The organism is Curtobacterium sp. RIT-PI-V (genome assembly GCF_025642935.1).
GTDB lineage: Bacteria > Actinomycetota > Actinomycetes > Actinomycetales > Microbacteriaceae > Curtobacterium.
In genome coordinates this window covers 35,813-61,455 of the sequence record NZ_JANZKM010000013.1, presented here as the reverse complement: position 1 = coordinate 61,455, position 25,643 = coordinate 35,813, and the positions used below count along the sequence as shown (strand labels likewise).

Annotated in this window: 26 protein-coding genes; 17 read left to right on the top strand and 9 right to left on the bottom strand. The window is 70.7% G+C overall.

Features of this window, described 5'->3' with window-relative positions:
- Positions 1-23: 23 nt before the first annotated feature.
- The 3 genes from OGL88_RS09835 to OGL88_RS09825 are packed head-to-tail and all read right to left on the bottom strand — an operon-like array spanning position 24 to position 3,534.
- Positions 24-2,105 (bottom strand): YhgE/Pip family protein, encoded by a 2,082-nt coding sequence (locus tag OGL88_RS09835; RefSeq protein WP_205463849.1) that lies wholly within the window; start codon positions 2,103-2,105, stop codon positions 24-26.
- The gene (locus OGL88_RS09830) at positions 2,102-2,872 is read right to left on the bottom strand and encodes a hypothetical protein (protein WP_263055167.1); all 771 of its coding nucleotides are present in this window, start codon (positions 2,870-2,872) and stop codon (positions 2,102-2,104) included. Before OGL88_RS09830 ends, OGL88_RS09835 begins: the two co-directional genes overlap by 4 nt.
- Entirely contained in the window at positions 2,869-3,534 is a 666-nt protein-coding gene (locus tag OGL88_RS09825) for a TetR/AcrR family transcriptional regulator (protein ID WP_263091227.1), read from the bottom strand. Before OGL88_RS09825 ends, OGL88_RS09830 begins: the two co-directional genes overlap by 4 nt.
- Positions 3,535-3,695: 161 nt before the next feature.
- Here OGL88_RS09825 and OGL88_RS09820 point away from each other — a divergent pair, with 161 nt between their 5' ends.
- From OGL88_RS09820 to OGL88_RS09780, 9 genes are all read left to right on the top strand, one after another.
- Positions 3,696-7,340: a S8 family peptidase gene (locus OGL88_RS09820; RefSeq protein ID WP_263055165.1), complete on the top strand. Its 3,645-nt coding sequence runs from the start codon at positions 3,696-3,698 to the stop codon at positions 7,338-7,340.
- Between the two features lie 163 nt (positions 7,341-7,503).
- Entirely contained in the window at positions 7,504-7,668 is a 165-nt protein-coding gene (locus tag OGL88_RS09815; RefSeq protein ID WP_159573348.1) for a hypothetical protein, read from the top strand.
- A gap of 147 nt (positions 7,669-7,815) precedes the next feature.
- Positions 7,816-8,736 carry a glycosyltransferase gene (locus OGL88_RS09810; protein WP_263055164.1) on the top strand — a complete coding sequence of 307 codons (921 nt, stop codon included), beginning with the start codon at positions 7,816-7,818 and terminating at the stop codon, positions 8,734-8,736.
- Positions 8,737-8,855: 119 nt separating this feature from the next.
- Entirely contained in the window at positions 8,856-10,151 is a 1,296-nt protein-coding gene (locus tag OGL88_RS09805) for an adenylosuccinate synthase (protein ID WP_263055163.1), read from the top strand.
- A 2-nt stretch (positions 10,152-10,153) separates the two neighbouring features.
- The gene (locus OGL88_RS09800; protein WP_263055162.1) at positions 10,154-10,714 is read left to right on the top strand and encodes an arsenate reductase/protein-tyrosine-phosphatase family protein; all 561 of its coding nucleotides are present in this window, start codon (positions 10,154-10,156) and stop codon (positions 10,712-10,714) included.
- 187 nt (positions 10,715-10,901) lie between these two features.
- The gene (locus tag OGL88_RS09795; RefSeq protein ID WP_205463858.1) at positions 10,902-11,393 is read left to right on the top strand and encodes an SRPBCC family protein; all 492 of its coding nucleotides are present in this window, start codon (positions 10,902-10,904) and stop codon (positions 11,391-11,393) included.
- A gap of 95 nt (positions 11,394-11,488) precedes the next feature.
- Complete coding sequence (locus tag OGL88_RS09790; RefSeq protein WP_263055161.1) at positions 11,489-12,463, top strand: type II CAAX endopeptidase family protein; 975 nt, start codon at positions 11,489-11,491, stop codon at positions 12,461-12,463.
- Positions 12,450-13,763 carry a sensor histidine kinase gene (locus OGL88_RS09785; protein WP_263055160.1) on the top strand — a complete coding sequence of 438 codons (1,314 nt, stop codon included), beginning with the start codon at positions 12,450-12,452 and terminating at the stop codon, positions 13,761-13,763. Before OGL88_RS09790 ends, OGL88_RS09785 begins: the two co-directional genes overlap by 14 nt.
- Positions 13,760-14,428 carry a response regulator gene (locus tag OGL88_RS09780; protein WP_263055159.1) on the top strand — a complete coding sequence of 223 codons (669 nt, stop codon included), beginning with the start codon at positions 13,760-13,762 and terminating at the stop codon, positions 14,426-14,428. The genes OGL88_RS09785 and OGL88_RS09780 overlap by 4 nt, the downstream gene beginning before the upstream one ends.
- Positions 14,429-14,452: 24 nt before the next feature.
- Here OGL88_RS09780 and OGL88_RS09775 read toward each other — a convergent pair whose 3' ends face one another.
- A complete protein-coding gene (locus OGL88_RS09775; protein WP_263055158.1) occupies positions 14,453-14,926 on the bottom strand; it encodes a hypothetical protein in 474 nt (157 codons plus the stop codon).
- 123 nt (positions 14,927-15,049) lie between these two features.
- Here OGL88_RS09775 and OGL88_RS09770 point away from each other — a divergent pair, with 123 nt between their 5' ends.
- On the top strand, positions 15,050-15,685 hold the full coding sequence (locus tag OGL88_RS09770; protein WP_263055157.1) for a TetR/AcrR family transcriptional regulator: 636 nt from the start codon (positions 15,050-15,052) through the stop codon (positions 15,683-15,685).
- A 217-nt stretch (positions 15,686-15,902) separates the two neighbouring features.
- The gene (locus OGL88_RS09765; protein ID WP_263055156.1) at positions 15,903-16,364 is read left to right on the top strand and encodes a GNAT family N-acetyltransferase; all 462 of its coding nucleotides are present in this window, start codon (positions 15,903-15,905) and stop codon (positions 16,362-16,364) included.
- Here the strand turns inward: OGL88_RS09765 and OGL88_RS09760 are convergent.
- Positions 16,319-17,416 carry a BLUF domain-containing protein gene (locus OGL88_RS09760; protein WP_263055155.1) on the bottom strand — a complete coding sequence of 366 codons (1,098 nt, stop codon included), beginning with the start codon at positions 17,414-17,416 and terminating at the stop codon, positions 16,319-16,321. The genes OGL88_RS09765 and OGL88_RS09760 overlap by 46 nt on opposite strands.
- Before the next feature lie 224 nt (positions 17,417-17,640).
- Here OGL88_RS09760 and OGL88_RS09755 point away from each other — a divergent pair, with 224 nt between their 5' ends.
- Entirely contained in the window at positions 17,641-18,366 is a 726-nt protein-coding gene (locus OGL88_RS09755) for a hypothetical protein (protein WP_263055154.1), read from the top strand.
- A 29-nt stretch (positions 18,367-18,395) separates the two neighbouring features.
- Here OGL88_RS09755 and OGL88_RS09750 read toward each other — a convergent pair whose 3' ends face one another.
- Complete coding sequence (locus OGL88_RS09750; protein ID WP_111086143.1) at positions 18,396-19,112, bottom strand: TetR/AcrR family transcriptional regulator C-terminal domain-containing protein; 717 nt, start codon at positions 19,110-19,112, stop codon at positions 18,396-18,398.
- Positions 19,113-19,342: 230 nt separating this feature from the next.
- Between OGL88_RS09750 and OGL88_RS09745 the strand changes: the two genes are divergently transcribed.
- The 3 genes from OGL88_RS09745 (at position 19,343) to OGL88_RS09735 (ending at position 21,568) form a co-directional block, all read left to right on the top strand.
- A complete protein-coding gene (locus OGL88_RS09745; protein ID WP_263055153.1) occupies positions 19,343-20,152 on the top strand; it encodes a PRC and DUF2382 domain-containing protein in 810 nt (269 codons plus the stop codon).
- 105 nt (positions 20,153-20,257) lie between these two features.
- Complete coding sequence (locus OGL88_RS09740; RefSeq protein ID WP_111086141.1) at positions 20,258-21,025, top strand: mechanosensitive ion channel family protein; 768 nt, start codon at positions 20,258-20,260, stop codon at positions 21,023-21,025.
- Between the two features lie 102 nt (positions 21,026-21,127).
- Complete coding sequence (locus OGL88_RS09735; protein WP_263055152.1) at positions 21,128-21,568, top strand: YsnF/AvaK domain-containing protein; 441 nt, start codon at positions 21,128-21,130, stop codon at positions 21,566-21,568.
- A gap of 35 nt (positions 21,569-21,603) precedes the next feature.
- Here OGL88_RS09735 and OGL88_RS09730 read toward each other — a convergent pair whose 3' ends face one another.
- Entirely contained in the window at positions 21,604-22,071 is a 468-nt protein-coding gene (locus tag OGL88_RS09730) for a MarR family winged helix-turn-helix transcriptional regulator (RefSeq protein ID WP_263091226.1), read from the bottom strand.
- Positions 22,072-22,188: 117 nt separating this feature from the next.
- On the opposite strand from OGL88_RS09730, the gene OGL88_RS09725 reads away from it, so the two are divergent.
- Positions 22,189-22,791 (top strand): hypothetical protein, encoded by a 603-nt coding sequence (locus tag OGL88_RS09725; RefSeq protein ID WP_263055150.1) that lies wholly within the window; start codon positions 22,189-22,191, stop codon positions 22,789-22,791.
- A 31-nt stretch (positions 22,792-22,822) separates the two neighbouring features.
- Positions 22,823-23,809, top strand: coding sequence for a signal peptidase I (locus tag OGL88_RS09720; RefSeq protein WP_263055149.1), 987 nt, complete (start codon positions 22,823-22,825; stop codon positions 23,807-23,809).
- A 27-nt stretch (positions 23,810-23,836) separates the two neighbouring features.
- Here the strand turns inward: OGL88_RS09720 and OGL88_RS09715 are convergent, their stop codons facing one another.
- Together OGL88_RS09715 and OGL88_RS09710 are read right to left on the bottom strand one after the other, a co-directional pair.
- A complete protein-coding gene (locus tag OGL88_RS09715; RefSeq protein ID WP_263055148.1) occupies positions 23,837-24,448 on the bottom strand; it encodes a hypothetical protein in 612 nt (203 codons plus the stop codon).
- Between the two features lie 79 nt (positions 24,449-24,527).
- The gene (locus OGL88_RS09710; protein ID WP_111086135.1) at positions 24,528-25,580 is read right to left on the bottom strand and encodes a BLUF domain-containing protein; all 1,053 of its coding nucleotides are present in this window, start codon (positions 25,578-25,580) and stop codon (positions 24,528-24,530) included.
- Positions 25,581-25,643: the final 63 nt, after the last annotated feature.

The window sequence follows — 25,643 nt, the reverse complement described above, 5'->3', positions numbered from 1 at the left end:
GGCGAACGCGCGCCCCGCGCCCGCTACCCGATCAGGCTCGGGCGCAGGTCGCGCAGCGTGCGGGAGCGGGTCTGCCGCGCCGTGACCACGAAGGACACGAGCAGCGCCCCGAGCAGCCAGCAGAGCAGCACGCCCGCGTCGGACCACGCGGCGCCGAGGTTCCCGCCGTACATCGTCTGCCGGATCGCGTCGACCGAGTACGTCATCGGCAGCGCGAAGTGCAGCGCCGCCAACGGTCCCGGCAGCGTCTGCCACGGGAACGTCCCGCCGGCGGTGACGAGCTGCACGAGCATGAGCACCAGGCCGAGGAACTGTCCCACCGAGCCGAGCAGCACGTTGAGCGCCATGATGATCGCCGCGAAGGTCGCCGAGGCCAGCACCATGATGCCGATCGTGCCGCCGACGTGCACCACGTTGAGGTCGAGGGCGAACCGCACGATGAAGAACAGCGCGACCATCTGCACCAGGCCGAGCAGCGCCGGGGTCAGCCAGCCGCCGAACACCACCGCGAGGGGCTTCCGCACCGCGGTGATCGCCCGCTTCGAGATCGGCTTGAGGATCAGGAACAGCGCGTACATGCCGATCCAGGCTGCGAGCGAGATGAAGAACGGCGCGAGCCCGGCGCCGTAGTTCGACGCGGCTGCGACGTTGTCGTCCCCGACCTTCACCGGGTCGGAGATGACCGAGGCCTGCGACTCGCGCTCCGAGGCGTTCGACGCGGGGATCTTCGTGCGGCCCTCGTCGAGCGATGCGGCGAGCTTCGAGGACCCGGTCTTCAGCTTGTCCAAGCCGGAGACGAGCGACGAAGCACCCTTGTCGGCGGAGGCTGCGCCCGTGGCGAGCGACGAAGCACCTGACGACAGCGTGGGTGCGGCGGACGCGAGCGCCGACGTGCCGGCTGCCACCTGCGAGGCGCCCGACGAGAGCGTGGACGCCCCGGTCGCCGCCGACGCGATGCCGGCGGACAGCTCGGGAGTCGCGGCCGCCAACGACGAGGTGCCGGCCGCGACCTGGGCCGATCCGTCGCGGAGCTGGTCCACCGACGACTTCGCGGTGGCGTAGGTCTTCTTCGCCTGTGCGCCCGTGGTGTTCACCTGCGTGACGGCATCCGTGACGGTGGCGGTCAGCGCGGCCTGCTGCTCCTCGGTGAGTTCGACGCCCTCGGGCAGGTTGTCGGTGATCCCGGCGAGCACGGTGCGGGCGTCGAGCGGCTGCAGCGCGTCGACGTCGGAGCTGTACCCGTCGATCTGGTCGGCGAGCCTCTTGTTGCCGGCGGCGACCTTCTGTGCCCCGTCGTTCAACTGCTGCGTCTGCGACGGCAGCGAAGCGGTCTGCTGCTGCGCGCTCGCCAAGCCCGAGGCGAGCGTCGCTGCACCCGAGGCCACCTGCTGCGCCCCGCTGTCCAGCTGCGCGGTCTGGGAGGGCAACGACGCCGTGCCGGACGCGAGCTCCGCCGCGCCGGACGACAGCTTGCCGGTGCCGTCCGCCAACTGACGGGCCCCCGAGTCCGCCTTCGCGGTGCCGGAAGCGAGCTGGTCGGCACCGTCCACAGCGTCGCCGAGGCTGTCGCGGACGTCGGCGAGCCCGACGAGCAGGGTCTTCGCCGCCTGCTTGCCGACGCGCTCGGCGACGGCGGTGCGCATGGTCTTGCCCGCCTGCTCGGCGATCGTCGAGGCCAGGTACGAGTTCGTGTCGGCCGTCGTCATGACGAGCTTCGCCTGCGTCGGGTCGTCGGACTGCGCGGACACCAGGTGCTCGGAGAAGTCGTGGGGGATCGTCACGACGAAGTCGTAGGTGCCGTTCCGCACGCCGGAGCGCGCGTCCGAGGCGCTGGTCTTCGTCCACTTGAAGTCGGCGCCGTCGATCGCCTCCTTCGTGACGTCGGTGCCGTAGTCGACCTGGTCGCCGTCGAGGGTGGCGCCGGCGTCGAGGTTGACGATCGCCGCCGGGATCTGGTCGAGCTTGGCGTACGGGTCGCGGTTTGCCCACAGGTACGCGCCGCCGTACAGCAGCGGCACGATCATCAGGGCGATGAACGCCAGTCGTGCGAGTGGGGTCGCGGTGAGCCGCGCCAGTTCGGCGCGGACGAGCGAGGTGGTGGTCACGGGGTTGCCTCCGTCGGGACGGTTGCGGATTCTGCGGTGACGGAAGGGCCGGACGGGAGGCCCGGCTCGGTTCCGTCGGACAGGGCCGCGTCGTCGGGACCCTCGGTCGGGAGCGCGACGTGCGTCGCGGCGTCGTCGTGCGTCTGGATGGTCTCGGCCGTCTGGATGGTGTCGAGCAGGGCCTCGACGGTCGCGGCTGCGGCCTTCGAGGTCACGAGGACGACGGTCACGCCGCGCCGGGCGACGTCGCGGAGCACGGCGAACCACTCCTCGACGATGCCGCCGTGCCGTTCGGGTGCCGTGACGACGACGCCGGTCACGCCGTCGCGGAGCAGGGCGAGCTCGACGAGCAGCTGCACCCGCACAGCAGTCGGCACCCGCTGGACCGGGGTGTCCGCGTAGTGCCCCAGGCCGAGCTCCTCGAGCACGGTGTCGACGTGACCGCGCGAGGGACGCTGTGCGGCGAAGGCGAGTTCCTCGCGCACGATCTGCTTGACGGTCATCACGGGGAAGGGCTCGGCGACGCCCGGGGTGTCGACGAGGGCGAAGGCGCGGCGCACGGCGGCGGCGTCCTCGTGCCCGTCGAGCAGCAGCCGCCCGGTGTCGGGCTGCATCCGGCCGCCGGCGACGAGCGAGGCGAGCACGGGGGCCTGCTCGGTCTCGACGGCGACGACCCCGGGGCGCCCGGGTGCGGCGACGGCGGAGACGACGGGCAGTGCCGCGCCGGGCTCCTCGCCGATGCCGACGTGGTCCAGTTCGAGCGTCATGCGGGGTCCTTCACGGGGGAGACAGTGGAGCCGGCGGCCGGGGCCGCGGGTTCGGACAGCAGTGCGGTGCGCCAGTCGATGCCGGCCATGCCGAGCGCCGACAGCACCACCATGCGCCGTCCCGCCTCGTCCGGGGTGCCGGACCGGGTCGCCTCGTCGAGGACGGCGATGCACGCTCCCTCGACCAGGCGCCCGAGCGTGGCCGGGTCGACGTCGTCGCGCATGGCGCCCTCGGCGATCCCGAGCGTGCACGCCTGACGGACCTGGGCGCGCAGGGGCGCGAACACCTCGGCGACGGGCTCGGCGAACGGGCTGCGCACGGCGACCCGGGCCATGGATCGGACGTGGGAGACCTCGGTCCAGAGGGTCACGGCGATCGCGGCGAGTCGGGCGGCCGGCGGCAGCTCCTGCAGGTCCGAGGTGGTCGGCATGGCCGCGGCGATGCGAGCGGCGCCGGAGGTCACGACCTCGCGCACGAGGTCGTCACGTGACGGGAAATGTCCGTACACCGCGCGGCGCGAGAGTCCGGCGGCCGCGGCGATCGTCTCGATGGAGGCGTCCGGATCGCGCTGCAGGCAGGTCCGTGCCGCGTCGAGGAGGGCCGCCCGGTTCTCGGTCGCGTCGCGGCGGGGTGCGCGTGCGGGGTGGGGAGCAGTGGTCACGAACCCCATCGTAATAACGTGCACACAGGTGTGCAACTTAACAGGAAGGCCGTCCCCCGAACGGGGGTGTCCCCCAAAGTGCGGACTGCCCATTCTGAATGTGAGCGCATAACTTCACAGCAATCTCATGCGAACCACGGACTGAGCCTGGAGTGCCCTCTTTGAACCGTGCAACACCGAACCACGACCCGAACCCGAACTCCCATCGCATCACGCGCGTCCTGACCGCCGGCATCGCCGCCGTGGCCCTGACGTGCGGCGGCCTCGCAGTCGGGGGCGCGGCCTCCGCAGCTCCGACCGGGGTGCCGGTGGCCGACCTGAAGCTCTCCGCACCACTGCGTGACGCCAAGCCCACCAAGACCGTCGCCGCCTTCGTGCGCACGACCGGCCAGGGTGCCCTCGAGGTGGACGCCGCTGCGAAGGGCGGTGACCTGACCAAGTCCCGGACCCAGTCCTCGGCAGCGAAGAGCCGCGTCAAGGCGATCGAGTCGACCACCGCGGCCGTCCGCGCGGCCGTCAAGCGCGCCGACGCCGACTCCACCGAGCTCTACTCGACCGAGTACACCGTCCCCGGTGTCGCGGTCGTCGCCGACGTCTCCGCGCTGCAGGACATCGCGAAGCGCTCCGACGTCGAGAGCATCATCCCGCTGACGCCGAAGAAGATCGTCGAGCCGACGGTGAACGCCGACGCGAGCGCGGCACCGTCCGGCGTCGACCCGAGTCTCGTGAAGCCGGGCGCCGACGGCGTCTCGCCGAAGAACGCCGCGAGCGACGTCTACACGCGCTCGCTCAACGCCTGGCAGCAGACCGGGCACACCGGCAAGGGCGTCAACGTCGCCGTCCTCGACACCGGCCTCGACTACACGCAGGCGGACTTCGGCGGCCCCGGCACCACCGCGGCCTACCAGCAGGCCCTGGCGAACGCGAGCTCCGGCGCCCCGGACCCCAGCCTGTACGACGCGTCGAAGTTCCTCGGCGGGTACGACTTCGCCGGTGCGACCTACAACGCCGACCCGGACGACCCGGCCTACGACCCGGTGCCGGCTCCGGACGACAACCCCATCGACGGCACGGGAGGCGACCACGGCACGCACGTGTCCGGTTCGATCGCGGGCTACGGCCTGACCGCCGACAAGCGGCAGTTCGACGGCGACTACACCAAGCTCACCACGCAGCAGGTGCAGGACATGTGGATCGGTCCGGGCACCGCGCCCGAGGCCGGCCTCTACGCCCTCAAGGTGTTCGGTGACGGCGGCGGTTCCACCGACGTCACGGGCGCCGCGCTCGACTGGGTGGGCCAGGCGCTCACCGAGGGCAAGGACATCAACGTCCTGAACCTGTCGCTCGGCTCCGACTACGGCGCACCGGACGACCCCGACAACGCCAAGATCGACGCACTGACCGCACGCGGGGTCCTGCCCGTGATCGCCTCGGGCAACGCCGACGACTTCACCGACATCGGTGGCTCGCCGGGCAACGCCGAGGGTGCGCTCACCGTCGCCGCGAGCGCCACCGGCCAGTCGCTCTACGACGGCGTGCAGGTCACGGCCCCCGCGAACGTCGCGAAGACCTACCGGTCGCAGTACTCGCAGGACTACACGGGCACGCTGCCGGTCGAGGGCGACGTCGTCGTCCCGACCACGAACATCGACGGCTGCACCGCGTTCAGCGCCACCGACGCCGCGAAGATCGCGGGCAAGGTCGTCTGGCTGAAGTGGACCGACGGCGCCCTCGAGTGCGGCTCCAAGACCCGCTTCGACAACGTCAAGGCCGCCGGCGGCATCGGCGTCCTGCTGGCGGGCACGATCAACACCTTCGACGGGGGGATCGCCGGGAACGCGACCATCCCCGGAGCCGAGCTGACGCTGGGTGCCGTCACGAGCCTCCAGGCAGCTGCCACGGCGGGGACCCTGCACGTGCGCTTCGCGGACGAGCTCAAGGCCTTCGAACTCGCCACCGACCCGGAGGCCGTGAACACGCTCGCCGGGTTCACCAGCCGCGGCGTGCACGGTTCGTTCGACGACATCGTCAAGCCCGACATCGCCGGCCCCGGAGTCAACGTGATCTCGGCGGCCAACGGCACCGGTGACGGCCGCATGTCGATGAGCGGCACCTCGATGGCCACGCCGGACGTCGCGGGCATCGCGGCGCTGACCTTCCAGTCGCACCCCGAGTGGAGCGCACCGCAGGTCAAGGCGGCGCTGATGAACACGGCGACGCACGACGTCAAGGACGGCTCGCGCTCGGCCACCCTGCTCCGGCAGGGCACCGGCCGCGTCGACGCCCTGCAGGCCGTGACTGCCGGCACCACCGTGCGGAGCGTCGAGAACGACCTGCTCGTCACCGCCTCGTTCGGCGTCGTCGAGGTCTCGAGCGCGACGAGTGAGAGCCGCACCCTGCAGATCGCGAACACCGACGGCGTCGCGCACACCTACGACGTGGCCTACCAGCCGCAGGTGTCGCAGCCCGGCGTGACGTTCGCGCTCGACACGAAGCGGGTCACCGTGCCGGCGAACCGCACCGCGACGGTGAAGCTCACCTTCACGATCGCTGACCCGACGAAGCTCCGCCGCGTCATCGACCCCACCCAGGAATCGGTGCAGCAGGGCTACCAGCGCGAGTTCGTCAGCGCCGCCTCGGGCATCGTGGCGTTCACGCCGACCGACACGACCGCGGTGCCGCTGCGCGTCGGTGCGTACCTCGCACCGAAGCCCGTCAGCTCCGTGCAGGGTCGCTCCACCGTCGCCTTCACCGGCCCGGGCAGGTCGGCCGACCTGAAGCTCACGGGACGCACCGTCGACCAGGGCGGCCTGACGACCGGCTACCACGCCGCCGTGGCACCGTTCGTGCTCGGCGGGACGGACCCCGTCGAGTCGTTCCCGGAGGGCTCGGCGAAGCGCTCGCTGCAGGCGGCGGACATCCGCTCCTACGGTGCGAGCTACGACAAGGCCTCGGACACGATCGCGTTCGGCATCCACACGGCCGGTCCCGACGCCAACCCCGGCGCCGTGACCAACGTCGAGGTGCTCATCGACACGAACCGGGACGGCGAGCCCGACTACCTGGTGTACGACGCCAAGTCGGCCACCATCGACGCGACGCTCGCCACGACGGTGGACCTGGCGACCGGCAAGGTCGTCGACGCCCAGCCGCTCAACGGCGGGGCGCCCGGCCAGGACGTCAACACCTTCGACAGCTCGGTGAAGGTGCTCACGACCACGGGTGCGCTGATCGGTGCGAAGGGCACGTTCACCTACTCGGTCCTCACCGAGTCGGCCTACGCCCCGGGCGCCGCGACCACGGGCTCCTCCGTGGTGGACGAGACGAAGAGTGCCTCGTTCGACCCGTCGAAGCCGGCACTGTCCTTCGCGCAGGGCCGCAGCACCGGCGTCCTGTTCGCCGACTCCGGCGCCCTCCGGGTCACCCGGGCGTCGGGTGTCACGAAGGCCACCGTGCTGCTCCTGCACCTCGGCAACGCGTCGGGCAAGCAGGCCGGCACGTCGACCATCTCGGTGACCCCGCCCACGCTCGCGCTCGCCGCGGGCAGCAAGGTGACGGTCAGCGGGACGGCGAAGGTCGGCTCGAAGCTGTCGGCGAACCACGGCAAGTGGAGCACGACGAAGGCGACGTACAAGTACCAGTGGCTCCGCGACGGCAAGGTCGTGCGGAAGGCCACCGCTGCGACGTACAAGCTCGGCACGTCCGACGCGGGACACAGGTTCTCGGTGAAGGTCACCGCGCACGCCTCGGGCTACAAGGACGGCACCGCGACGTCCAAGTCGACCGCGAAGGTCGCGCGCAAGTAGTCGCCGCGAGCGCGTCCGCGCGCCGCACACGGTGAGCAGGAGATGTCGGGTCCCGAGTTCGGGCCCGACATCTCCTGTTCACGAAACGAGATCCGGCGCTCCGAGGACGCGGATTCAGGACAGGTAGTTAGACAAACTAGTTACACGGTGCCAGGGTTGCAGCATGCAGAACACGCTCAGCCAGCTCCGGGCCAACCCGACCGAGTGGCGCCGCCGGGGACTCACCCCGCCCGACGTCGTCCAGGCGATGATCGAGCAGCGCCTCGCCGAGCCCGGCTACTCACAGCCCGTCGGCGACCCGTCCTACCAGGACTTCTTCCGCGCCTGATCGCGACCAGGCGCGTCGCGCACGACCGGGAGGCCCGGTGTCGGGCGGCACCGGGCCTCCGGTGATCGGCCGGTGCTGCCTCGGCGGGTACCATCGATGTCGCTCCGGCTCGAGTGTCGGAGGAATGTGACATGCTAGGATGTCACGATGGACTCCTCTCGTGACCCGTCGCCCGGAGTGGACGTCGTGGTCGTCCACTTCCACTCGGATCCGACGCTCCTGGCGCGTTGCTTCGACTCGGTGGCGCGATCGGCCGCCGGATCCGGCGTCGTCGCGACCCTGATCCTGGTGAACAACGGCGGGGCACTGCCGCTGGAGTCGGTCCCCGCGGGCCTCCGACTGGTCGTGGTGGAGTCGCCCGGCAACGTCGGCTTCGGTGCCGCGGTCAACCTCGGCATCGCAGCGGCCACAGCCGAGTCGGTCCTGGTCCTCAACCCGGACGCCGCCCTCGAGGAGCCGGCGCTCGGTGCCTTCCTGGCGGCCGGTCGCCGAGTGCCGCACGCACTCCTCGGTGGGTGGATGATCCGCGACGGGGCGGTCGAACGCGACGGGTACATCGACTGGGACTTCTCGTGCGAGCGGCTGGTGAAGCGCGCTCGGTGGTCCGACGCCCTCGGTGCGGACGGCATCCGGCACGTCGAGAAGGTGAGCGGCGGCGCGCTCTTCGCAGCGACCGCGGTGCTCCGTCGACTCGGCCCGTTCGACGAGCAGTTCTTCATGTACTGCGAGGACGCCGATCTCTCCCGACGTGCACGTGCCGCCGGCCACCCCCTCGTCGCGGTCGGAGCGGCGCGGGTCGAGCACGCCGGGTCCGCGTCCGAGGCGTCCTTCCACCCGCTGGTGGAAGCGGCCCGGGCGGACGGTGCGATCCGGGTGACGGCGGCGCACCGGGGCCGCGTGGTCTCGATCCTGCAGCGAGTCGAACTGACCATCGTCACGTGCGTCGGTCTGCTCCGTCCGAGGCTCGCCCCGAGCGCCCGTCGGGCACGGCGAGCACGGCTGACCGCGGTGCGTCGATGGCGGTTCCGGGCCACGGTGCCGCGGATGGACCCCGGCGCCGTCACATGACCTCGCCGCGGGCAGGGGTGCGGGGGTCGGGTGACGCGGAGGTGACCAGCCGATAGACTCGGGTGGACCACCGGCCCGCCTGGTCGCGTGAGGTCCTCCGCCAACGTGAGGAGAACCAGATGCCCGCAGCAGTCATCATCGGCGCCCAGTGGGGCGACGAGGGCAAGGGGAAGGCCACCGACCTCCTCGGCAGCCGCATCGACTACGTCGTGAAGTTCAACGGCGGCAACAACGCCGGGCACACGGTCGTCGTCGGCGGCGAGAAGTACGCGCTGCACCTGCTGCCGTCCGGCATCCTCACCCCGGGCGTCACCCCGATCATCGGCAACGGCGTCGTCGTCGACCTCGAGGTGCTGTTCCAGGAACTCGACGCGCTGAAGGCCCGCGGCGTCGACACCTCGAAGCTGCTCGTGTCGGCGAATGCCCACCTGATCACGCACTACCACCGGACCATCGACAAGGTGACGGAGCGGTTCCTCGGCAAGCGCCAGATCGGCACCACCGGTCGTGGGATCGGTCCGTCCTACGCCGACAAGATCAACCGCGTCGGCATCCGCGTCCAGGACATCTTCGACGAGAACATCCTGCGTCAGAAGGTCGAAGCGGCCCTCGACCAGAAGAACCACCTGCTCGTCAAGGTCTTCAACCGCCGCGCGATCGACGCCGAAGAAGTGGTCGAGTCGCTGCTGTCGTACGCCGAGCGCCTGCGCCCGATGGTCGCGGACACGGCCCTCGAGATCCACCGGGCCCTGGAGCGCGGCGACACCGTCCTGTTCGAGGCCGGTCAGGCGACCATGCTCGACGTCGACCACGGCACCTACCCGTTCGTGACGTCGTCGTCGGCGACCGCCGGTGGCGCAGCGACCGGCTCCGGCATCGGCCCGGGCAAGCTCGAGCGCATCATCGGCATCGTGAAGGCGTACACGACCCGCGTCGGCGCCGGTCCGTTCCCGACCGAGCTGTTCGACGAGTCCGGCGAGTTCCTGCGCGCCAACGGCTTCGAGTTCGGCACCACCACGGGCCGTCCGCGCCGCTGCGGTTGGTACGACGCCCCGATCGCCCGGTACACCGCGCGCATCAACGGCGTGACCGACTTCGTGTTGACCAAGCTCGACGTGCTGACCGGGCTCGAGACGATCCCGGTGTGCGTCGCGTACGAGGTCGACGGTGTGCGCGTGGACGAGGTCCCCGTGAACCAGTCGGACTTCCACCACGCCAAGCCCGTCTACGAGGAGTTCCCCGGCTGGACCGAGGACATCACCGGTGCCCGTTCGTTCGACGACCTACCGAAGAACGCGCAGGACTACGTGCTCGCGATCGAGGCGATGTCCGGTGCGCGGATCTCCGCGATCGGTGTCGGTCCGGGCCGCGACGCCATCGTCGTCCGGCACGACCTGCTCGGCGCTGGCGCCTGACGATGCGGGTCCTGTTCGTCTGCAGCGGCAACATCTGTCGTTCGCCGCTCGGCGCGCAGGTCCTGACGGCGCGACTCGGTCCGGACGCTGCGGCGTTCGTGGTCGAGTCCGCTGGCACCATCGCCGACGACGGTGCCGCGATGGACGGCGCCGCTGCGGCGCAGTCCGTGCGGCTCGGCGGTGACCCGTCGGGGCACGGCTCGCGCTACCTGACGGCCGCGATCGTCGAGGACGCCGACCTGGTGCTGACGGCCGAACGGTCGCACCGTGCGGCCGTGGCGTCCCTCGCTCCTCGGGCGACGAAGCGGGCGTTCACGATCAAGCAGTTCGCGCGGGTGCTCGGGGGGCTCGAGCCCGGTGACCTGGCCGACGTGCACTCGCCCGAGGCCCTGGTCGAACGGGTCGCACGGCTGCGCGGTACCGTGCCGCCGCCGGCCGAACCCGCCGCCGACGACGTCGACGACCCCTACCGCCGGTCCGACGCCACCCACGCTCGGGTCGCCGACGAGATCGACGCCGCGCTTGCGCCCATCGCCGACGCCCTCCGGGCCGCGCTGCGCTGACGCCGCGCTGCGCTGACGCCGCGCTGCGCTGACGCCGCGCTGCGCCTGGTGCGAGGTTGACCACTCGGTGCAGGGCTTTGTCCGCGCACGGAGTGACCAACCTCGCACGGGCCGGCGGCCACCGCACCGTGGGGGCTCGGCGGAGCTCCCACGGGCCGGCGGCCACCGCACCGTGCGAGGATGACTCATGCCCGTCGTCGAGTCCCGCTGTGTCGTACCGGTCGAGCCCGAGGTCGCCTTCGCCGTCTCGCAGACGCAGGGCGCGATCCGGAAGCGCTGGGACCCCTTCATCCGACGGCAGCACCTGGTCGGTGGTGCGACGGTCCCCAGCAAGGGCGTCCGGACGTACACCGTGCAGCGGTTCGGCTTCGCGATGGAGAGCGAGTACGTGTCGTACCACCCGCCGTCGAACGTCGGGATGAAGATGACGAAGGGGTCGTGGTTCTTCGAGCGGATGGGCGGCGGGTGGCGCTTCTCCGCGGCCGAGGGCGAGCCGGGGCACACGCTGGCGGTCTGGCGGTACAACTTCACCTGCCGGCCGAAGTGGTTGGCGCCACTCGCTGAACGGATCGGCGTGCTCGTGCTGCAGCGGGACATCGACCGGCGCATCCGCGGGTTCGCCCGGGGCTGCGAGGACCCCGTCGTGCTGGCCCACGTGGCCGCCCAGCACACCGCCTGAACGGCCCGGGAGGCCTTGCATCCTTCGACGGAACTCCCGCAGGTGCATCCCGAAGCCGGTCGTCGCGCGACGCCGCAGTTCCTAGCGTCGTGTGCATGCCGAACACCACCGAAGTCCGGCCCACCGCCGGCACCACTCCGCAGGAGCGAGGGGGAGCGAGCGGCGTCATCGCCCGGCACCCGCTCGCGTCCTTCTTCACCCTCGCGCTCGGCCTGAGCTGGCTGGCGTGGATCCCGTACATCCTGTCGCCGCACGGCCTGGGCGTGTGGGACCTGCACTTCCCCGAGGTCCTCGGCTCCGCCCAGTTCACCGGCGTGCTGCCCGGGGCGCTGCTCGGCCCGTTGGGCGGCGCGTTCATCGTCACCGCGGTCGCCGACGGCCGTCCGGGCTTCCGTCGCTGGGTCGGCCGGCTGTTCCGCTGGCGGGTCGCCTGGTACTGGTACGCCCTGGCGCTCGTCGTCGTGCCGGCCATGATCGTGGCGTCCGCGCTGCCCTTCGCCGGCGGTGACGTCCGGGCACCCTCGGCGCTGGCGTTCGCCGCCCTGGTGCCCGGCCTGCTCATCCAGCTGTTCTCGACCGGGCTGAGCGAGGAGCCCGGCTGGCGCGACTTCGCCCTGCCCCGCCTGCAGCACCGCTTCGGTGGGCTCGGAGCCGCCGCGATCCTCGGTCCGGTCTGGGCGCTCTGGCACATGCCGCTCTACCTGAGTGACTGGGGCGGGTGGCCGAACGCGCACTGGAGTGAACCCGTCGTCTTCGCCCTGTTCACGATCACCTTCAACGTCGTGATGATCCAGGTGTTCAACAAGACCGGCGAGAGCCTGCCACTGGCGCTGCTGCTGCACGTCGGCGTGAACAACACGATCTCGACGCTGTTCCCGGAGATGTACCCGAGCATGACCGCCGGCACGTTGATGATCGGCCTGACGATCACCTCGACGGTCGCGGCCGCGGTGCTCCTCGTCGTGACCCGCGGACGCCTGGGCTACGACCCGGCTCGCCGAGCGCTGCCGATCGACGCCCCGGTCCCCGCCCGCACCCGCCTCGTAGGATCACACGATGGCCTCCGCTGACCCGCGCACCCGCACCCAGCGCGACGGCGCGCAGCGCACCCGCGACCGGCGCGTCGACGTGTTCGTCGCGCTCGGCACGGGCGTCGTGGCCATCGGCCTGCTGCTCGGCCTGCCGCCGCTCGACGGCCTCGAGCCGGACGGCGCCACCCTGGCGATGCGGGTGCCGGCACCGTTCACCGCTGCGTGGACCGTCCTGGCGCTCGGCCTGCTGGCCCAATCCGCCGCCCTGCTCGCCGCCCGTCGGGCACCGCGCGCCGTGCTCGTCGCGGTGTCCGTGCTGCCGGTGCTCGTCGCCGCGCTCGCCCCGCAGTCGCTCGACCTGTTCGGCCTCACCGCCCTGCCGGTGGTGGTCGCCGTGGTCCTCGCCGCCCTCCGCGTCCCGCTCGTGCGCCTGTGGCCGACCCTCCTGGTCGCCGGCGCGCTGGTGGCAGCGGGCAACGCGGTCCTGTCCGGCGCACTCGGCCAGGGCGTCCTGCAAGCCGTCGGCGCCGTCGGGCTCCCGCTCCTGGTCACCCTGCTGGTGCGCTCCCGCCGCGAGGTCCGCGCCGCCCGCACCGCCGAGGCGAGCGCGGTCTTCCGTGAACAGGACGCCCTGGTCGAGGCCGCGGTGTCCCGTGAGCGTGCCGCCATGGCCCGCGAACTGCACGACATCGCCGCCCACCACCTGTCCGGCATCGCCCTGATGGCCGCCGTCATCGACCGGCAGATCGACAGCGACCCGGAGCGCGCGCACGAGGGCGCCCGCCAGGTGCGGGAGCAGAGCACCGCCGTCCTCGACGACCTGCGCCGTCTGGTCGGGCTCCTGCGCGAGGACGTCCCCGCCGAACGCGCGGTCGAGACGGTCGCCGGCATCGTCGACCTGGTCGAGCGTGCCCGGTTCCGCAGCGACGTGCGCCTCGACGTGCTCGCTGGCGACCACCAGCGCGGAGCGCAGGCGCAGGCCCTGGCCGACGGCGTCGGCCCGCTCGCGCAGCTCGCCGCCTACCGGACGGTGCAGGAGGCCCTGGCCAACGCCGCCCTGCACGCCCCGTCCGCCCCGTGCACGGTCACCGTCGACGACCGCGACGAGGCCCGGGTGGTGATCCGGGTGGAGAACGCGCGGGCCGCCGCTCCGGCAGCGCCGACCTCACCGTCGGGCGGCAACGGCCTGCGGGGGATGCGCGAGCGGGCGGACCTGGTGGGGGCGAGCCTCCAGACCGGTCCCACCGCCACCGGCGGATGGCTGGTGGAGCTGGCGCTCGGACGGGAGGCACCTGCCGCGCCCGCGCAGGCCGCCGACGGTGGCGAGGTGGTCGCGTGATCCGCGTGCTGGTGGCGGACGACCAGCCGCTGGTCCGTGCCGGGGTGTCCGCGCTGCTCGGCGCGGAGGCCGACATCGAGGTGGTCGGCGTGGCCGCCGACGGCGGCGAGGCGCTCGCGCTGGCGCGCTCGTTGCGACCCGACGTGGCCTGCCTGGACATCCGGATGCCCGTGAAGAACGGCATCGAGCTCGCGCGGCTGTTCTGCGCGCCGGACGCCGACCCGGCGATCCCGGTGCTGATGCTCACGACGTTCGACCTGGACGACTACGTGTTCGGGGCGCTCGAGGCCGGTGCCTCCGGGTTCCTGCTCAAGGACGCCGAGCCGGACACCATCGTCGACGCCGTGCGCCAGGTCGCCGCGGGGAACGGGACGCTCGACCAGGCCCTGACCCGGCGGGTGCTGCGCGAGTTCGTGTCGCGACGGAGCCTGCAGCCGGTGTCGGGGGACCGGGCAGACGGAGTGCTCACCGCCCGCGAACGCGAGGTCCTGCTGCTGCTCGCGCAGGGGATGTCGAACGAGGAGATCGCCGCCGCACTCGTGCTCGAGGTCTCGACCGTGAAGTCGCACCTGGCGCGGATGCTGCCGAAGCTCGGGGTGCGGTCGCGGTTGCAGGCCGTGGTGTGGGCGTACCAGAACCGGATCGTGGCGGTCCCCGAGACGTAGGGCGCGCGTGGTGCGTGCCGGGCGTCAGCCGGTGGTGAGCGGCTCGGCGGCGCCGGGGACGACGAGGCGCCAGACGTCGTCCTCGGGGTCGGCCTTCGTCAGGTTGAGGCGGAACGTTCCTTCCGCTGCGAGGACGTCGCCGTCGAGGTACTCGACGGGTTCGCCACTCGTCTCGCACTGGTCCGAGGTGCTGATGACCTGGATGGTGTGGCCGGGGTCGTCGCCCTTCGACACGTCGGTGACCGACGCGTCGTAGACGTCGTAGACGCCCTGGAACTCGACGGTGCGGCCGGTCTTGTCGACCTCCGCATCGACGACGAGGTCAGCAGCTGCACGGCGTTCGGCCGGAGTGTCGAGTGCGATGCGCGAGGCACACGCCACGCTCTTCTCCTCGGTGTCCCCGCGGGGCTGGACCCGGCCCTCCGCATCGCACCCCGCGAGCCCGCCGGTGACCACCAGGGCCGGCACCACGACCGGTACGATCCGTCCCCACTGCATGGATGAGTATCGCTCGCAGGTCGATCGGTGGGAAGTGTCGTGGCCGGATCGTGCTGGTCCGTTTTGCGCGCGATCCCCGTTCGGGGGCTTGGGTGGGACCGATGTGCCTGATGGGGTGTATGCATGCACATCGAATCATCGCGCCGGACCTCGGACGATGCTGCCCTCCGATCGGCCGTCGTGGACGGGATGATCACGGCACTGCGGACACGTCCGCTCCACGAGGTGACCCCGGCCGTCGTCGCGGACCACGCCGGCCAGGACGTCGACGTGGTCGAGCGGACGTTCCCCAGCTGGGACGGTCTGCTCCTGGCCACCATCGACCACTGGAACGAGCAGCGCACCGCACCGCTCATGCCACTCGCCGAACGGTTCGGGACGGTGCCGTTCCTGCGTGCGATCGTGACCGCGAACATCGCCGACCCGTCCCTGATGCGCTTCCTCACCGCCACCCTGAACATCGCGGCGTCACCGGAGCACCCGCTCGCGCCGATGTTGCACGCGCGGTGGCGCCGCTTCCACGCCTTCGTGCAGAACTCCCTGCAGCGCGACAGCCTGCTCGGTCGCGAGCCGAGCACCATGGAGCCGTCGCGCGGCGCCGAGCAGCTGCTCGCGACCTACGAGGGACTGCAGCTGCAGTCCATGGTGCGCCCCGAGATGGACCTGCTCGAAGCGTTCGACCGGGCAGTCACCCGGTTGCGCGAGGGATGGTCCCGCGAGTACGTCGCCCCCGTGTGGGACCTCGACCTGGTGAGCTGACCAGGACCTCGTGGACTGCCCCAGACCCACCACAGACCACGGACGCTAGGGCGTCCGAGGGCAGACGCCAGTCGTCTGCACGCGCCGCCGCTCGATTCGGGTTCGAGCGGCAGAGCGCACACCGTGCCGCCGCTCGATTCGGGTTCGAGCGGCGGCACGCACACCGATCACCCACGGGCACCGCGACGACGCGGCGCCGGGCGAGGAACACACCACGATGCAGCACCTGACGTTCTCGGTCGCGGCCGAGCCCTTCGACCACGAGGACGCCGTCCGGCTGCGCGCCGCGGCGCGGATCGAGGTCGACCGGATCTACGGCCGCCCGGCCGACCGTGGCCGTCCGCTGACCGAGGCGACCGCCGCCGTGCACGTCATCGCCCGAGACCGCTCGGGCTTGGCGCTCGGCACCGCGTCGCTGAGTGCGGCCGGCGACGGCGTGTTCGAGGTCCGGCGGCTGTTCGTCCGACCGGACTCCCGCGGGCAGGGCGTCGGCGACCTGCTGGTGCTCGAACTGCTCGCGCAGGCCGAAGAGCTGCAGGCGCCGGCGGTCGTCGCCGAGTTCGGCGTGCTGCAGCCGCACGCCGCCGCGCTGTTCAGCCGGAACGGGTTCGTGCGGATCCAGCCGTTCGGGCACTACCGCGACGACCCTGAGTCGGTCTGCTTCTCGCGGGCGTTGTGATCGCCCGTGCCCTCGACCGGGATCTCGAAGAGGTCCGTGTGCCGGTAGTCCTCGGCCCACCCCCGCCGCAGCCGTGACGCCGCACGGTCGAAGGACGCGATGATGTCGAACCCCTCGATGAGGAGCGACTGGATCCGCAGACCGTCGTAGAGCGCGAGGAGCTGCTCGGTGGCACGCGCGGGATCCATGGTGGCCGGTTCGCGACCGACCCGGATGTCCCGCTCGAGTGCTTCCCGGACGGTCCGACGGAACCGGAGGTACAGGGTGCGGTAGTACTCCGCGCCCTCGTGCCCGGGGTCGGTGCTCGAGGCGAGCGTCGAGGCGAGCAGTCGCATCAGCGCCGGTTCCTCCGAGTACGCCACGACCAGCGCGTGCAGGTAGGCGACCGCGCCGTGCGTGTCCGCGATCGGCCGCAGGGGCCGTGACACGGAGCTCGACCACCGGTCGACCGTCGCCGTCAGCAGGCTCTCGCGGGTGGGGAAGTGGGTGCGCAGCTCGTCGACGGTCATCTCGGACCGGGCGGCTACGGTGTCGACGTCGACCTGCTCGACCCCGGTGTCGTGCAGCGCCGTGATCGTCGCGTTGACGATCCGGGTGCGCAGCTCGATGCCGTCGTCGCCGTGCTGGTTCGTCAGCGGCGCCAGGGGGTGCTTCCGGAACCACTCCAGCAGGGCCGTCGCGCGGGACGTCCCGGTGGCGGGGTCGGGCGCGTGCCCGTCGGCGAAGAGGTCGAGGAACCCCGGGATCTCCTTGATCAACGGGTCCGCCGGTTGGAACGCCATCGACCACTCCGGGAAGGACCGCGTCGCGACGGTGTCCGCGGCGACCTGGCGCACGTTGGTGTGACGGGGGTCCTGACGGATGCCCTCGAACCGTTCCCGCACGACCTCGTCGTCGCCCTCGATGATGCCGATGCAGTTGCTCCCCTGGTGGGCGAGGATCCCCGTGATGCCCAGCTGCAGGTTCTTCTCGCGACCGACCACCAGGATCTCGGCGAGTTCCTCGTCCGTGACCGGTCGGCTCATCGTGCTCACGTACACCAACGACAGCATGTGGCCCCTGTTCCTCGAAGCAAGCTTGTGTTCCACACAGTGGCGCACACCTGCCCCGATGGCAAGGCGTGCCGATCGCGTCGCGCTCCTCCTGTCGTCTGTGGCCCGTGGCCGGCGCGCAAGGTGGATGGCGCGGTGTCCTGGCGGTGGGCCGCTGCCTACGCTGGAGGAACCGGACACCGACCGGGTCCCGGTCGGTGAAGGTGCTCGGAAGAGGTGGGGCAGTGTCACGGACGAAGTCGTTGCGCCGCGCTGCGTTCAGGTTCCCGTCGCGCAGTGCGCGCGTCGTCGAGTTCGTGTTCCGTCGCCTCGACGCGACCGGGGACTTCTACCCGGACGACGCGATGGAGGGCACGGTGCCCGGCCCGGACCCGGATCGCGTGGTGTTCGTGGGTGAGCGGGGCGAACTGTCGCTCGGCGTCCGCACCCACGAGCTCTCGCTCCCCGCGTTCTTCGCTCGGCACCGGGCAGCACGGACCGCGCGCGGCGTCGCCTGGAAGATGCTCCCCGCACCGTCGGCGAGTGTCCGGGAACTCCCATCCGTCATCGCCGCCCACCGCGAGGACCTGGGGCGGTGCGACCTCGTCGTCGTGTTGGTCGGCATCACGGATGCGCTCCGGGTCCTGCCGACGAGGGTGTGGGAACAACGCGTCCGGGACACGATCGCTGCCCTGCGCGAGGTGGTGCCCGTGGATGCCGAGGTCGTCATCGGTGAGATCCCACCCCTCGACAACGCCGGGAGTCTGTCCCGGCCGGCTCGGCTCGCAGCCGGGGTGCACGGTCGTCGCCTCAACGCGCGGACTCGACTCGTCGTCGAAGCCTGTCCACGGGTGCGCGCAGTCGGGTTCCCGGACGAGCTGACGCGGTCGGTGTGGCGGCCCGAGTCGGACGAGCACCGGTACCGCGACACGTACAAGGTGTGGGGTGGGCACCTCGACGCCCACGTCTGACGGCCGCGTCGCCGGACCGCGATCGCGGGTCATTGCGACAGTTCGCGGTCCAGTCGGTCGAGGAGTGCCTCGAGGGAGACCTCGAACTCCTCGTCGCTGCGGTCCTCGCTCAACAAGGTGCGGAGTCGGCGGACCTCCGGTGCGACGTCGAGGGACGTGTTGCCGTCGCCCTCGGGGATGGCGGCGCCTCCTTCGTCGAGCGGTTCCTCGGCTGGGCCTGCTTCGGCACCGCTGACCACTGACTGCAGGAGGAGCTGGCCGAGCAGGAAGCTGCTGAACGCTCGGTACGCGTTGACCGCCTGGGCGTCCGTGAAGCCGTTCCCCGTCAGCGCGGTCAGGAACGTGTTGACGACCTCGACGCTCCGCAGCGGCGGGCGGAGCCAAGGGGCTGCAGGGTGGCGGGTCGCCACCAGCGGGAACGCCTTCGGGTGGTCCGTGGCGATCTGCCGGACGGCATGGGCGACCGTTTGCAGGAACCCTTGCCAGTGTGCTTCCTCGGCCTCGGTGAGCTGCGAGGTGAGATCCCGCATCAGTGAGGCGACGACGCCTTCGAGCAGGTCTTCCTTCCCGTGCACGTAGCGGTACAGGGACATCGCCTCCACGCTGAGCTCCTGCGCGAGTGACCGCATGGACAGTCCCTGGGGACCTGACCGATCGATCTGGTGCAACGCGGTCTCGACGATGAGGTCACGGCTGAGCCTCGGTGCGTTCGTCTCGGAACGGTTCGCCCTCGATCGTGCTGCCACGGCTGATCTCCCTGCCGATCCGCGGTTCGTGGCTGACAACGGGCGCTGCGCCGAGTTCGCGGCCGACAAACCCACGCTATCGCGACTTACGATGTAAGCTCCCGCTGGGCTTACGCCGTAAGTCCACGAGGTGGTGGTCTCCGCCGATCGAGCGGGCCGTGCGCCGCCGTCACCTCGGATCCACTCCGCATCGAACCCCAGGCGACCTGCCGGGGAAGAGGAGCACCACCATGATCGACAGCAGCAGCATCAACGACCTCACGGGCGCCGACGTCTACGGGAGCGACGACGCCAAGATCGGCACGGTCGGCCAGGTCTACGTCGACAACGACACCCAGGCTCCGACCTGGGTGACGGTGCGGACCGGGCTCTTCGGCACCTCGGAGTCGTTCGCACCCTTGAACGACGCGACGTTCGAAGCCGGCGCCGTCCACGTCGCCTACGAGAAGTCCTTCGTGAAGGACGCCCCGCGGGTCGACGCCGACGGGGCGCTCAGCGCGGACGAGGAGCAGTCGCTCTACTCCTTCTACGGCAACCCGTCGAGCGCGTCGGCGGATGCGGGTCTGTACGACCAGGACGCCGACCGGAGCACGGACTCCGCCGACGTCCAGGGACACGACACGTCCGGTCCGACGACGGACGACGCCATGACCCGCTCCGAGGAACGGCTGCACGTGGGTACCGAGCGGATCGAGTCCGGCCGTGCCCGTCTGCGCAAGCACATCGTCACCGAGCAGGTCACCAAGACCGTGCCCGTCAGCCACGAGGAGGTCACCCTCAGCCGTGAGCCGATCACCGACGCGACCGCCGACGATGCCTTGTCGGGGCCCGCACTGAGTGAAGAAGAACACGAGGTCGTGCTCACCGAGGAGCGCGTCGTCACCGCCAAGGAGACGGTCCCGGTCGAGCGCGTCCGGCTCGGCACCGAGACCATCGCCGGCGAGCAGGAGGTCACCGAGGACGTCGCGCACGAGGAGATCGTCCTCGACGACACCGCCGTGACCGACGAGACCATCGCGGACCGCGACGGCCGTTCCTGATCGTGCTGGGCGACGGCCGCTCGGCGACAGCCGGACGGCCGTCGCCAGCGCAGGACGCCTTCTCTGCGCCCTGTCCACCCGACCCTCACCCGAAAGGCTCACCCCATGGACTTCCCCGCCGCTCTGCAGAACGGACTGGCCGCGGTCATCGCGTTCGTCCCGCTCGCGTTGCTCTTCCTGCTCATCCTCGTCGTCGGCCTGATCGTCGCGAAGCTCATCGAGAAGGGGCTCTCGCGTCTCCTCACCAAGGTCGGCTTCGACCGTGCCGTCGAACGCGGGGGCATCAAGAAGGCCCTCGCGAACTCGAAACTCGACGCCTCCGACATCGTGTCGAAGATCATCTACTACACGCTGGTGCTGTTCGTGCTCCAGTTCGCGTTCGGCGTCTTCGGGTCCAACCCGGTGAGTGATCTCCTCGCCGGCATCATCGGGTTCTTGCCGAAGATCATCGTCGCGATCATCATCATCGTGGTCGCCGCGGCGATCGCGGCCGGAGCGAAGGGCCTGATCCAGAACACGCTCGGTGGTCTCTCCTACGGCAAGCTGCTGGGCAACATCGTCGCGGTCTTCATCGTCTTCATCGGAGCGACCGCGGCGTTGAACCAGATCGACGTGGCCACCTCGGTCACCACCCCGATCCTGATCGCGGTCCTGGCGATCATCGCCGGCGTCGTCATCGTCGGAGCCGGCGGCGGACTCATCAAGCCGATGCAGCACCGCTGGGAGGCGATCCTCGAGAAGGCCGAGGCAGAAGCCCCGAAGATCCAGCAGCACGCCCAGCGTGCGCCGTCCGTCGTCGAGCAGGCAGAAGAGGCTGCCGGGAAGGCCAAGCGAGCTGCCTCGCCGACGACCAGTTCCCATCGCTCGAACTGAGCGCGCCCTGTGTGTCGGCCCCGCTCACCATGGGCGGGGCCGAGGGCCATCCCCGCGCTCCCGTGTTCGCTCGGGACCGTGCCCCCAGCATCGGAGAAGACCATGACCTCTCGCCACGCACCGCGCGACGCTCCGGGTGGTGACGAACGGACGGACCAGTTCGACGTGGTCCGACGCGAAGAGCGACTCGTCATCGGCACCGAACGCCACGCCATCGAACGTGTCCGGCTCGAGCGGGTCATCGTCACCGAGCAGCGGACCATCACAGTGGACGTCAGTCACGAGGAGATCCGACTCGTCCGTGAGCCGATCAGCGGCGCGGTACCGGTGTCGGCCGGCACCACGGACACCGTCCACGAACCGATCGTCGTGGTCCTCCGCGAGGAACAGATCACGGTCTCGACAGCAGTCGTCCCGGTCGAACGCATCACCCTGACGACCCACACCGTCACGGAGGAACACCGCGTCGAGGCGGAGCTCCGGAGGGAGGAGATCGACATCGTCACGTCGCACCGTCGGGCCGGAGGAGCTCCACTCCCGTGAGTCGCGTGGGGGACGCGTGAGGGAGTCGGTCGTCCTCAGTCGAGGCTGGCTTCGCGGAAGGCGTGCGACACGCGTTCGGTGAAGTGGATGAACACATCCGTGCTCTCCGGCGGCAAGGACTGCCGGAGTGCCCGGCGGTAGGCGGCCCGGAGCGTCCCGACCACCGCGAACCCGTCGGCGCTCAGCTCGATCCGCACGCTCCGGCGGTCGTCCGGGTTGCGGACACGATCGAGCAGGCCTCGCTTGGTCAGACGGTCGAGCAGGGCGGTGACGGCTCCCGTCCCCATCTCCAGGTACCCGCCGAGTTCCTTCGGCGTGCGGTCGTCGTCGACTGCGCCGAGGAACTTCAGCGCGCGGAGGTCGACCGGGTTCAGGTCGTGCGTGACGGCGAGGTGCTGCATCAGGTGCGCGTGCTCGACCTGAGCGCTGTAGAACGCGGCGACCGCCTCGTCCAGCAGACGATCCTGGTCGGCGTCACTCATCGGAGGAGGGCTCGCGCTCATGGTCCTATCTTAGACGAGATCCGTTTGGGACAAAAATTGACTTGAACGAATTTGTAGGCGTATGGTTCATCTAGCTCGAAATTCGAGTCAAGTCTCAACCTGAACGGATCTTCTCTCATGCGTCGCCCGAACCGCACCATCGCCCGTGTCGCCACCCTCGCCGTCATCCCGGCTGCCCTGCTCGCCGCCGGTGTCGCCGTGTCCACCGCGTCGTACTCGGCGTTCTCGGCCACCTCGTCGGACGACGCCAACAACTGGTCGATGGGATCGGTGGCGCTGAGCAACGACGCGTCGAACGGTGCGCTCTTCGCTGCGTCGAACCTCAAGCCCGGTTCCACCGGGACGAACTGCATCGCCGTCACCTCGACCGGCTCGCTCCCCAGTGCAGTGAAGCTCTACGCCACGAACGTGCAGCAGACCAAGGCGCTGGCCTCGTACGTCACCCTGCAGGTCAAGCAGGGCAGCGGTGGAGGCTACGGCACGTGCAACGGCTTCACCGCGGCGGCCGGGTCCGACGGTCTCCTGTACAACGACTCCCTCGCGTCGTTCGCGTCCAACCGAACGAGCTACGCCACCGGCGTCGGGACGTGGAAGCCCACCGGCGACAAGTCGGAGACCAAGACTTACCAGATCACCTACACCGTCTCGTCGGATGCCCCGGCCTCCCTTATGGGTGCCACCGCGAGCCTCGGGTTCACCTGGGAAGCGCAGAACTCCTGAGCGGCCGGGAGGACACGAGAGGAGGTCGGTCATGCGTCCGTCCGTGTGGGGTCGGTTCGCCGTGGTGCTCGGCGCCCGGGGAATCCTGGCTGCCGTCCTCGGTCTCGTGTTCTGGGCTGTCGCTCCGATGGTCCTCGGCTGGCACACCACCACGGTGATGACCGGCTCCATGGAGCCGTCCCTGCACCCGGGTGACGTCGTGGTGAGCAAGACGGTCACCGCGGGAGAGCTCCGGAAGGGACAGGTGTTGCTCTTCGCCGACCCCGACCACGTCGGCACCCTCCGGCTGCACCGGTTCGACTCCCTCAACAGCGACGGAACCCTCACCACGAAGGGCGACGCGAACCCCTCCGCCGACTCCACACACATCTCCCGGTCCGCGGTCACGGGAGTCGGGTACCTCCGTGTCCCACTCATCGGCACACCCGTCCTTTGGGCTGCGGACCATCGAGCGGGCGCGCTCGTCGCCCTCGGTTCGGCCCTCGTCCTCGTCGCTGGACTCGCCGTCCTGCCGGCCGTCGCAGATCCGACCAGGACGACGGGGGCGTCCCGACGTGGGCCCCGGCATCGTCAGCAGGACCACCGGCCGTGGGCGGTGGGGGCACTCCTCGTCGCTTCTGTCTGCACCGTCGCGGCGCTGGCGGTACCTGCTCCGGCGGCCGCCGCGGCCTTTGCCGCCACCGCCACCGCACCCAGCACGATGGCGACCGTGGCCGCGACCCCGGCCACTGCGCTGACGTGCACGTCGAACACGAACGGGTCGGTCACCATCGGGTGGAGCTACGACGGGGTGGCACCCGAGCGGTTCACCACGGTCATCGACGGCGTCGCGAGCAGCGACACCAGCGCCGGCACCGCCCGATCCACCACGATCAGCTCCTGGGACCTCTTCTCGTTCCGCACCTCCAGTGTCACCGTCCGCGCCGACGTCACCTCGACGTGGACGACGACCTCCGCCAGCAGCGTCCGCATCAGCACCGTCCGCTTCCTCGGACTCGGCCGCACCAGTTGTGCCTGACCCGATCCCGCCCTCGTGGGCGGGAGGTCACGACGTCCGCGAAGGCGCCACGCGGAGCCCTGTGGAGCGCCGCTCGAGATCGGCCAGCGCGCGGATGACCTCCGGATCCCGGTGGCGCCATCGGTCGACGACGTCGACGCCGAGCCGGCCGGCGGCGTTCCGGGTCGTCAGCGCGCGGACAGCGAGCAACTCGGCTCCGTCCGGCTGCTGACCGAGGCGCTGTGTGAGCGTGGCGAGCCGGATGAAGCCGCCGCGGTACCGGATCCAGACCACCACCAGGACGATGATCAGCACCGCGGTCGACGAGGTACCCAGGAGGTGCGCCACGTGCAGCGTCTCCTGCTGCTGTTCTGCTCCGGCAGCCGCGATCCGCTGCGCGCTCTGGCTCGCGTCCTGCAGCGGTGCGCTGACCGACTTGCCGATGAACGGCACCTTCTCGAGTGCCGTTGCGGTGCTGCTCAACTGCTCCTGGAACGCGGTGCCCTGGTCGTGGACACGAGTTCCGATGTCGGCGAGGGCGCTGATCGATGCGGAGACCGATCGCCCGAGCAGAACCGCGGCGACCATCCCGGCCACCACGACGACATCGAGCAGCACCTGCCCTGCCGTGCGGATCGGACGTGCGTCGTAGAACACCATGGACAGGTCCTACCACTCGCGCGATGCTGTGCCTCTCGGCCATCGGCCCATGTGGAGTCGGCGGGACCGGCCCCCGTCGTCAGGCGCTGGGGATCGTGGGCAGGTCCCAGTAGGCGGGTCGTTCGTAGTGTTCGGTCCAGCCCCGTCGCATGCGCGACGCGGCGCGGTCGAAGGCGTCGACGACGTCGGTGTCCGGTGTGAGGAGCGCCTGCAGGCGGATGCCGTCGTAGAGGGCGAGGAGCTGCTGTGCACCGCGGATCGGATCCATCGTGGCGGGTTCCCGCCCGGCACGGACGTCTTCGGCGAGGGCGGTGCGCACGGTCTCACGGAACTGGAGGTAAGCGGACCGGTAGTAGTCCGCTCCGTCGGTCGACGGGTCGGTCGACGTGGCGAGTGTGGACGCGATCAGGCGCATCAGGGCTGGTTCCTCGGCATGGGCGGCGAGGAGCGCGTGCAGGAACGCGATCGTGCCCTTCTCGGCGGCCAGGGGGAGCAGGGGAGCGGAGACTGCTCGGGTCCACCGCATCACGGTCGCGGCGAGCACGGCGTGCTGCGACGGGAAGAGCCCCAGGACCTCGGGGACGGTCATCCCCGCGCGTTCTGCGACGTCCTCGAGGGTGAACCGGGACGCGCCGCCGGCGTGGACAGCGGTGATCGCGGCGTTCAGGATCCGGGTTCGGGGGATCTCCTCGTCGGCCGCGTCCTGGTTCGTCAATGGAGCGAGCGGGTGCTTCCGGAACCAGTCGAGCAGAGCACGCGCGCGGGACGCACCGAAGGTGGAGTCGTTGGGGCGGTTGGCGGTGAAGAGGTCGCTGAACCCCGGCACGTCGTGCAGCAACGGGTCGAGCGGTTGGAACGCCATCGACCAGTCCGGGAAGGACCGGTGTCGGATCGGCTCGTTGAGGAGCACTCGGACGTTGGTGTGGCGGGGATCGGCTCGGACCTGATCGAAGCGTTCAGCGACGACGTCGTCGTCGCCCTCGATGATGCCGATGCAGTTGTCGTCGCGGTGTGCGAGCATCCCGGTGACACCGAGGCGGGTGTTCTTCTCCCGGCCGACGGCGAGGATCTGCGCGAGTTCCGAGTCCGTGATCGGTCGGGTCTGCGTGCTGGTGTAGACGAGCGATCGCATGATGGTTCCCCCTCAGGTTCTGACATGACCGGACCGACCACAGCGTGCTCCACCTCGACCGCC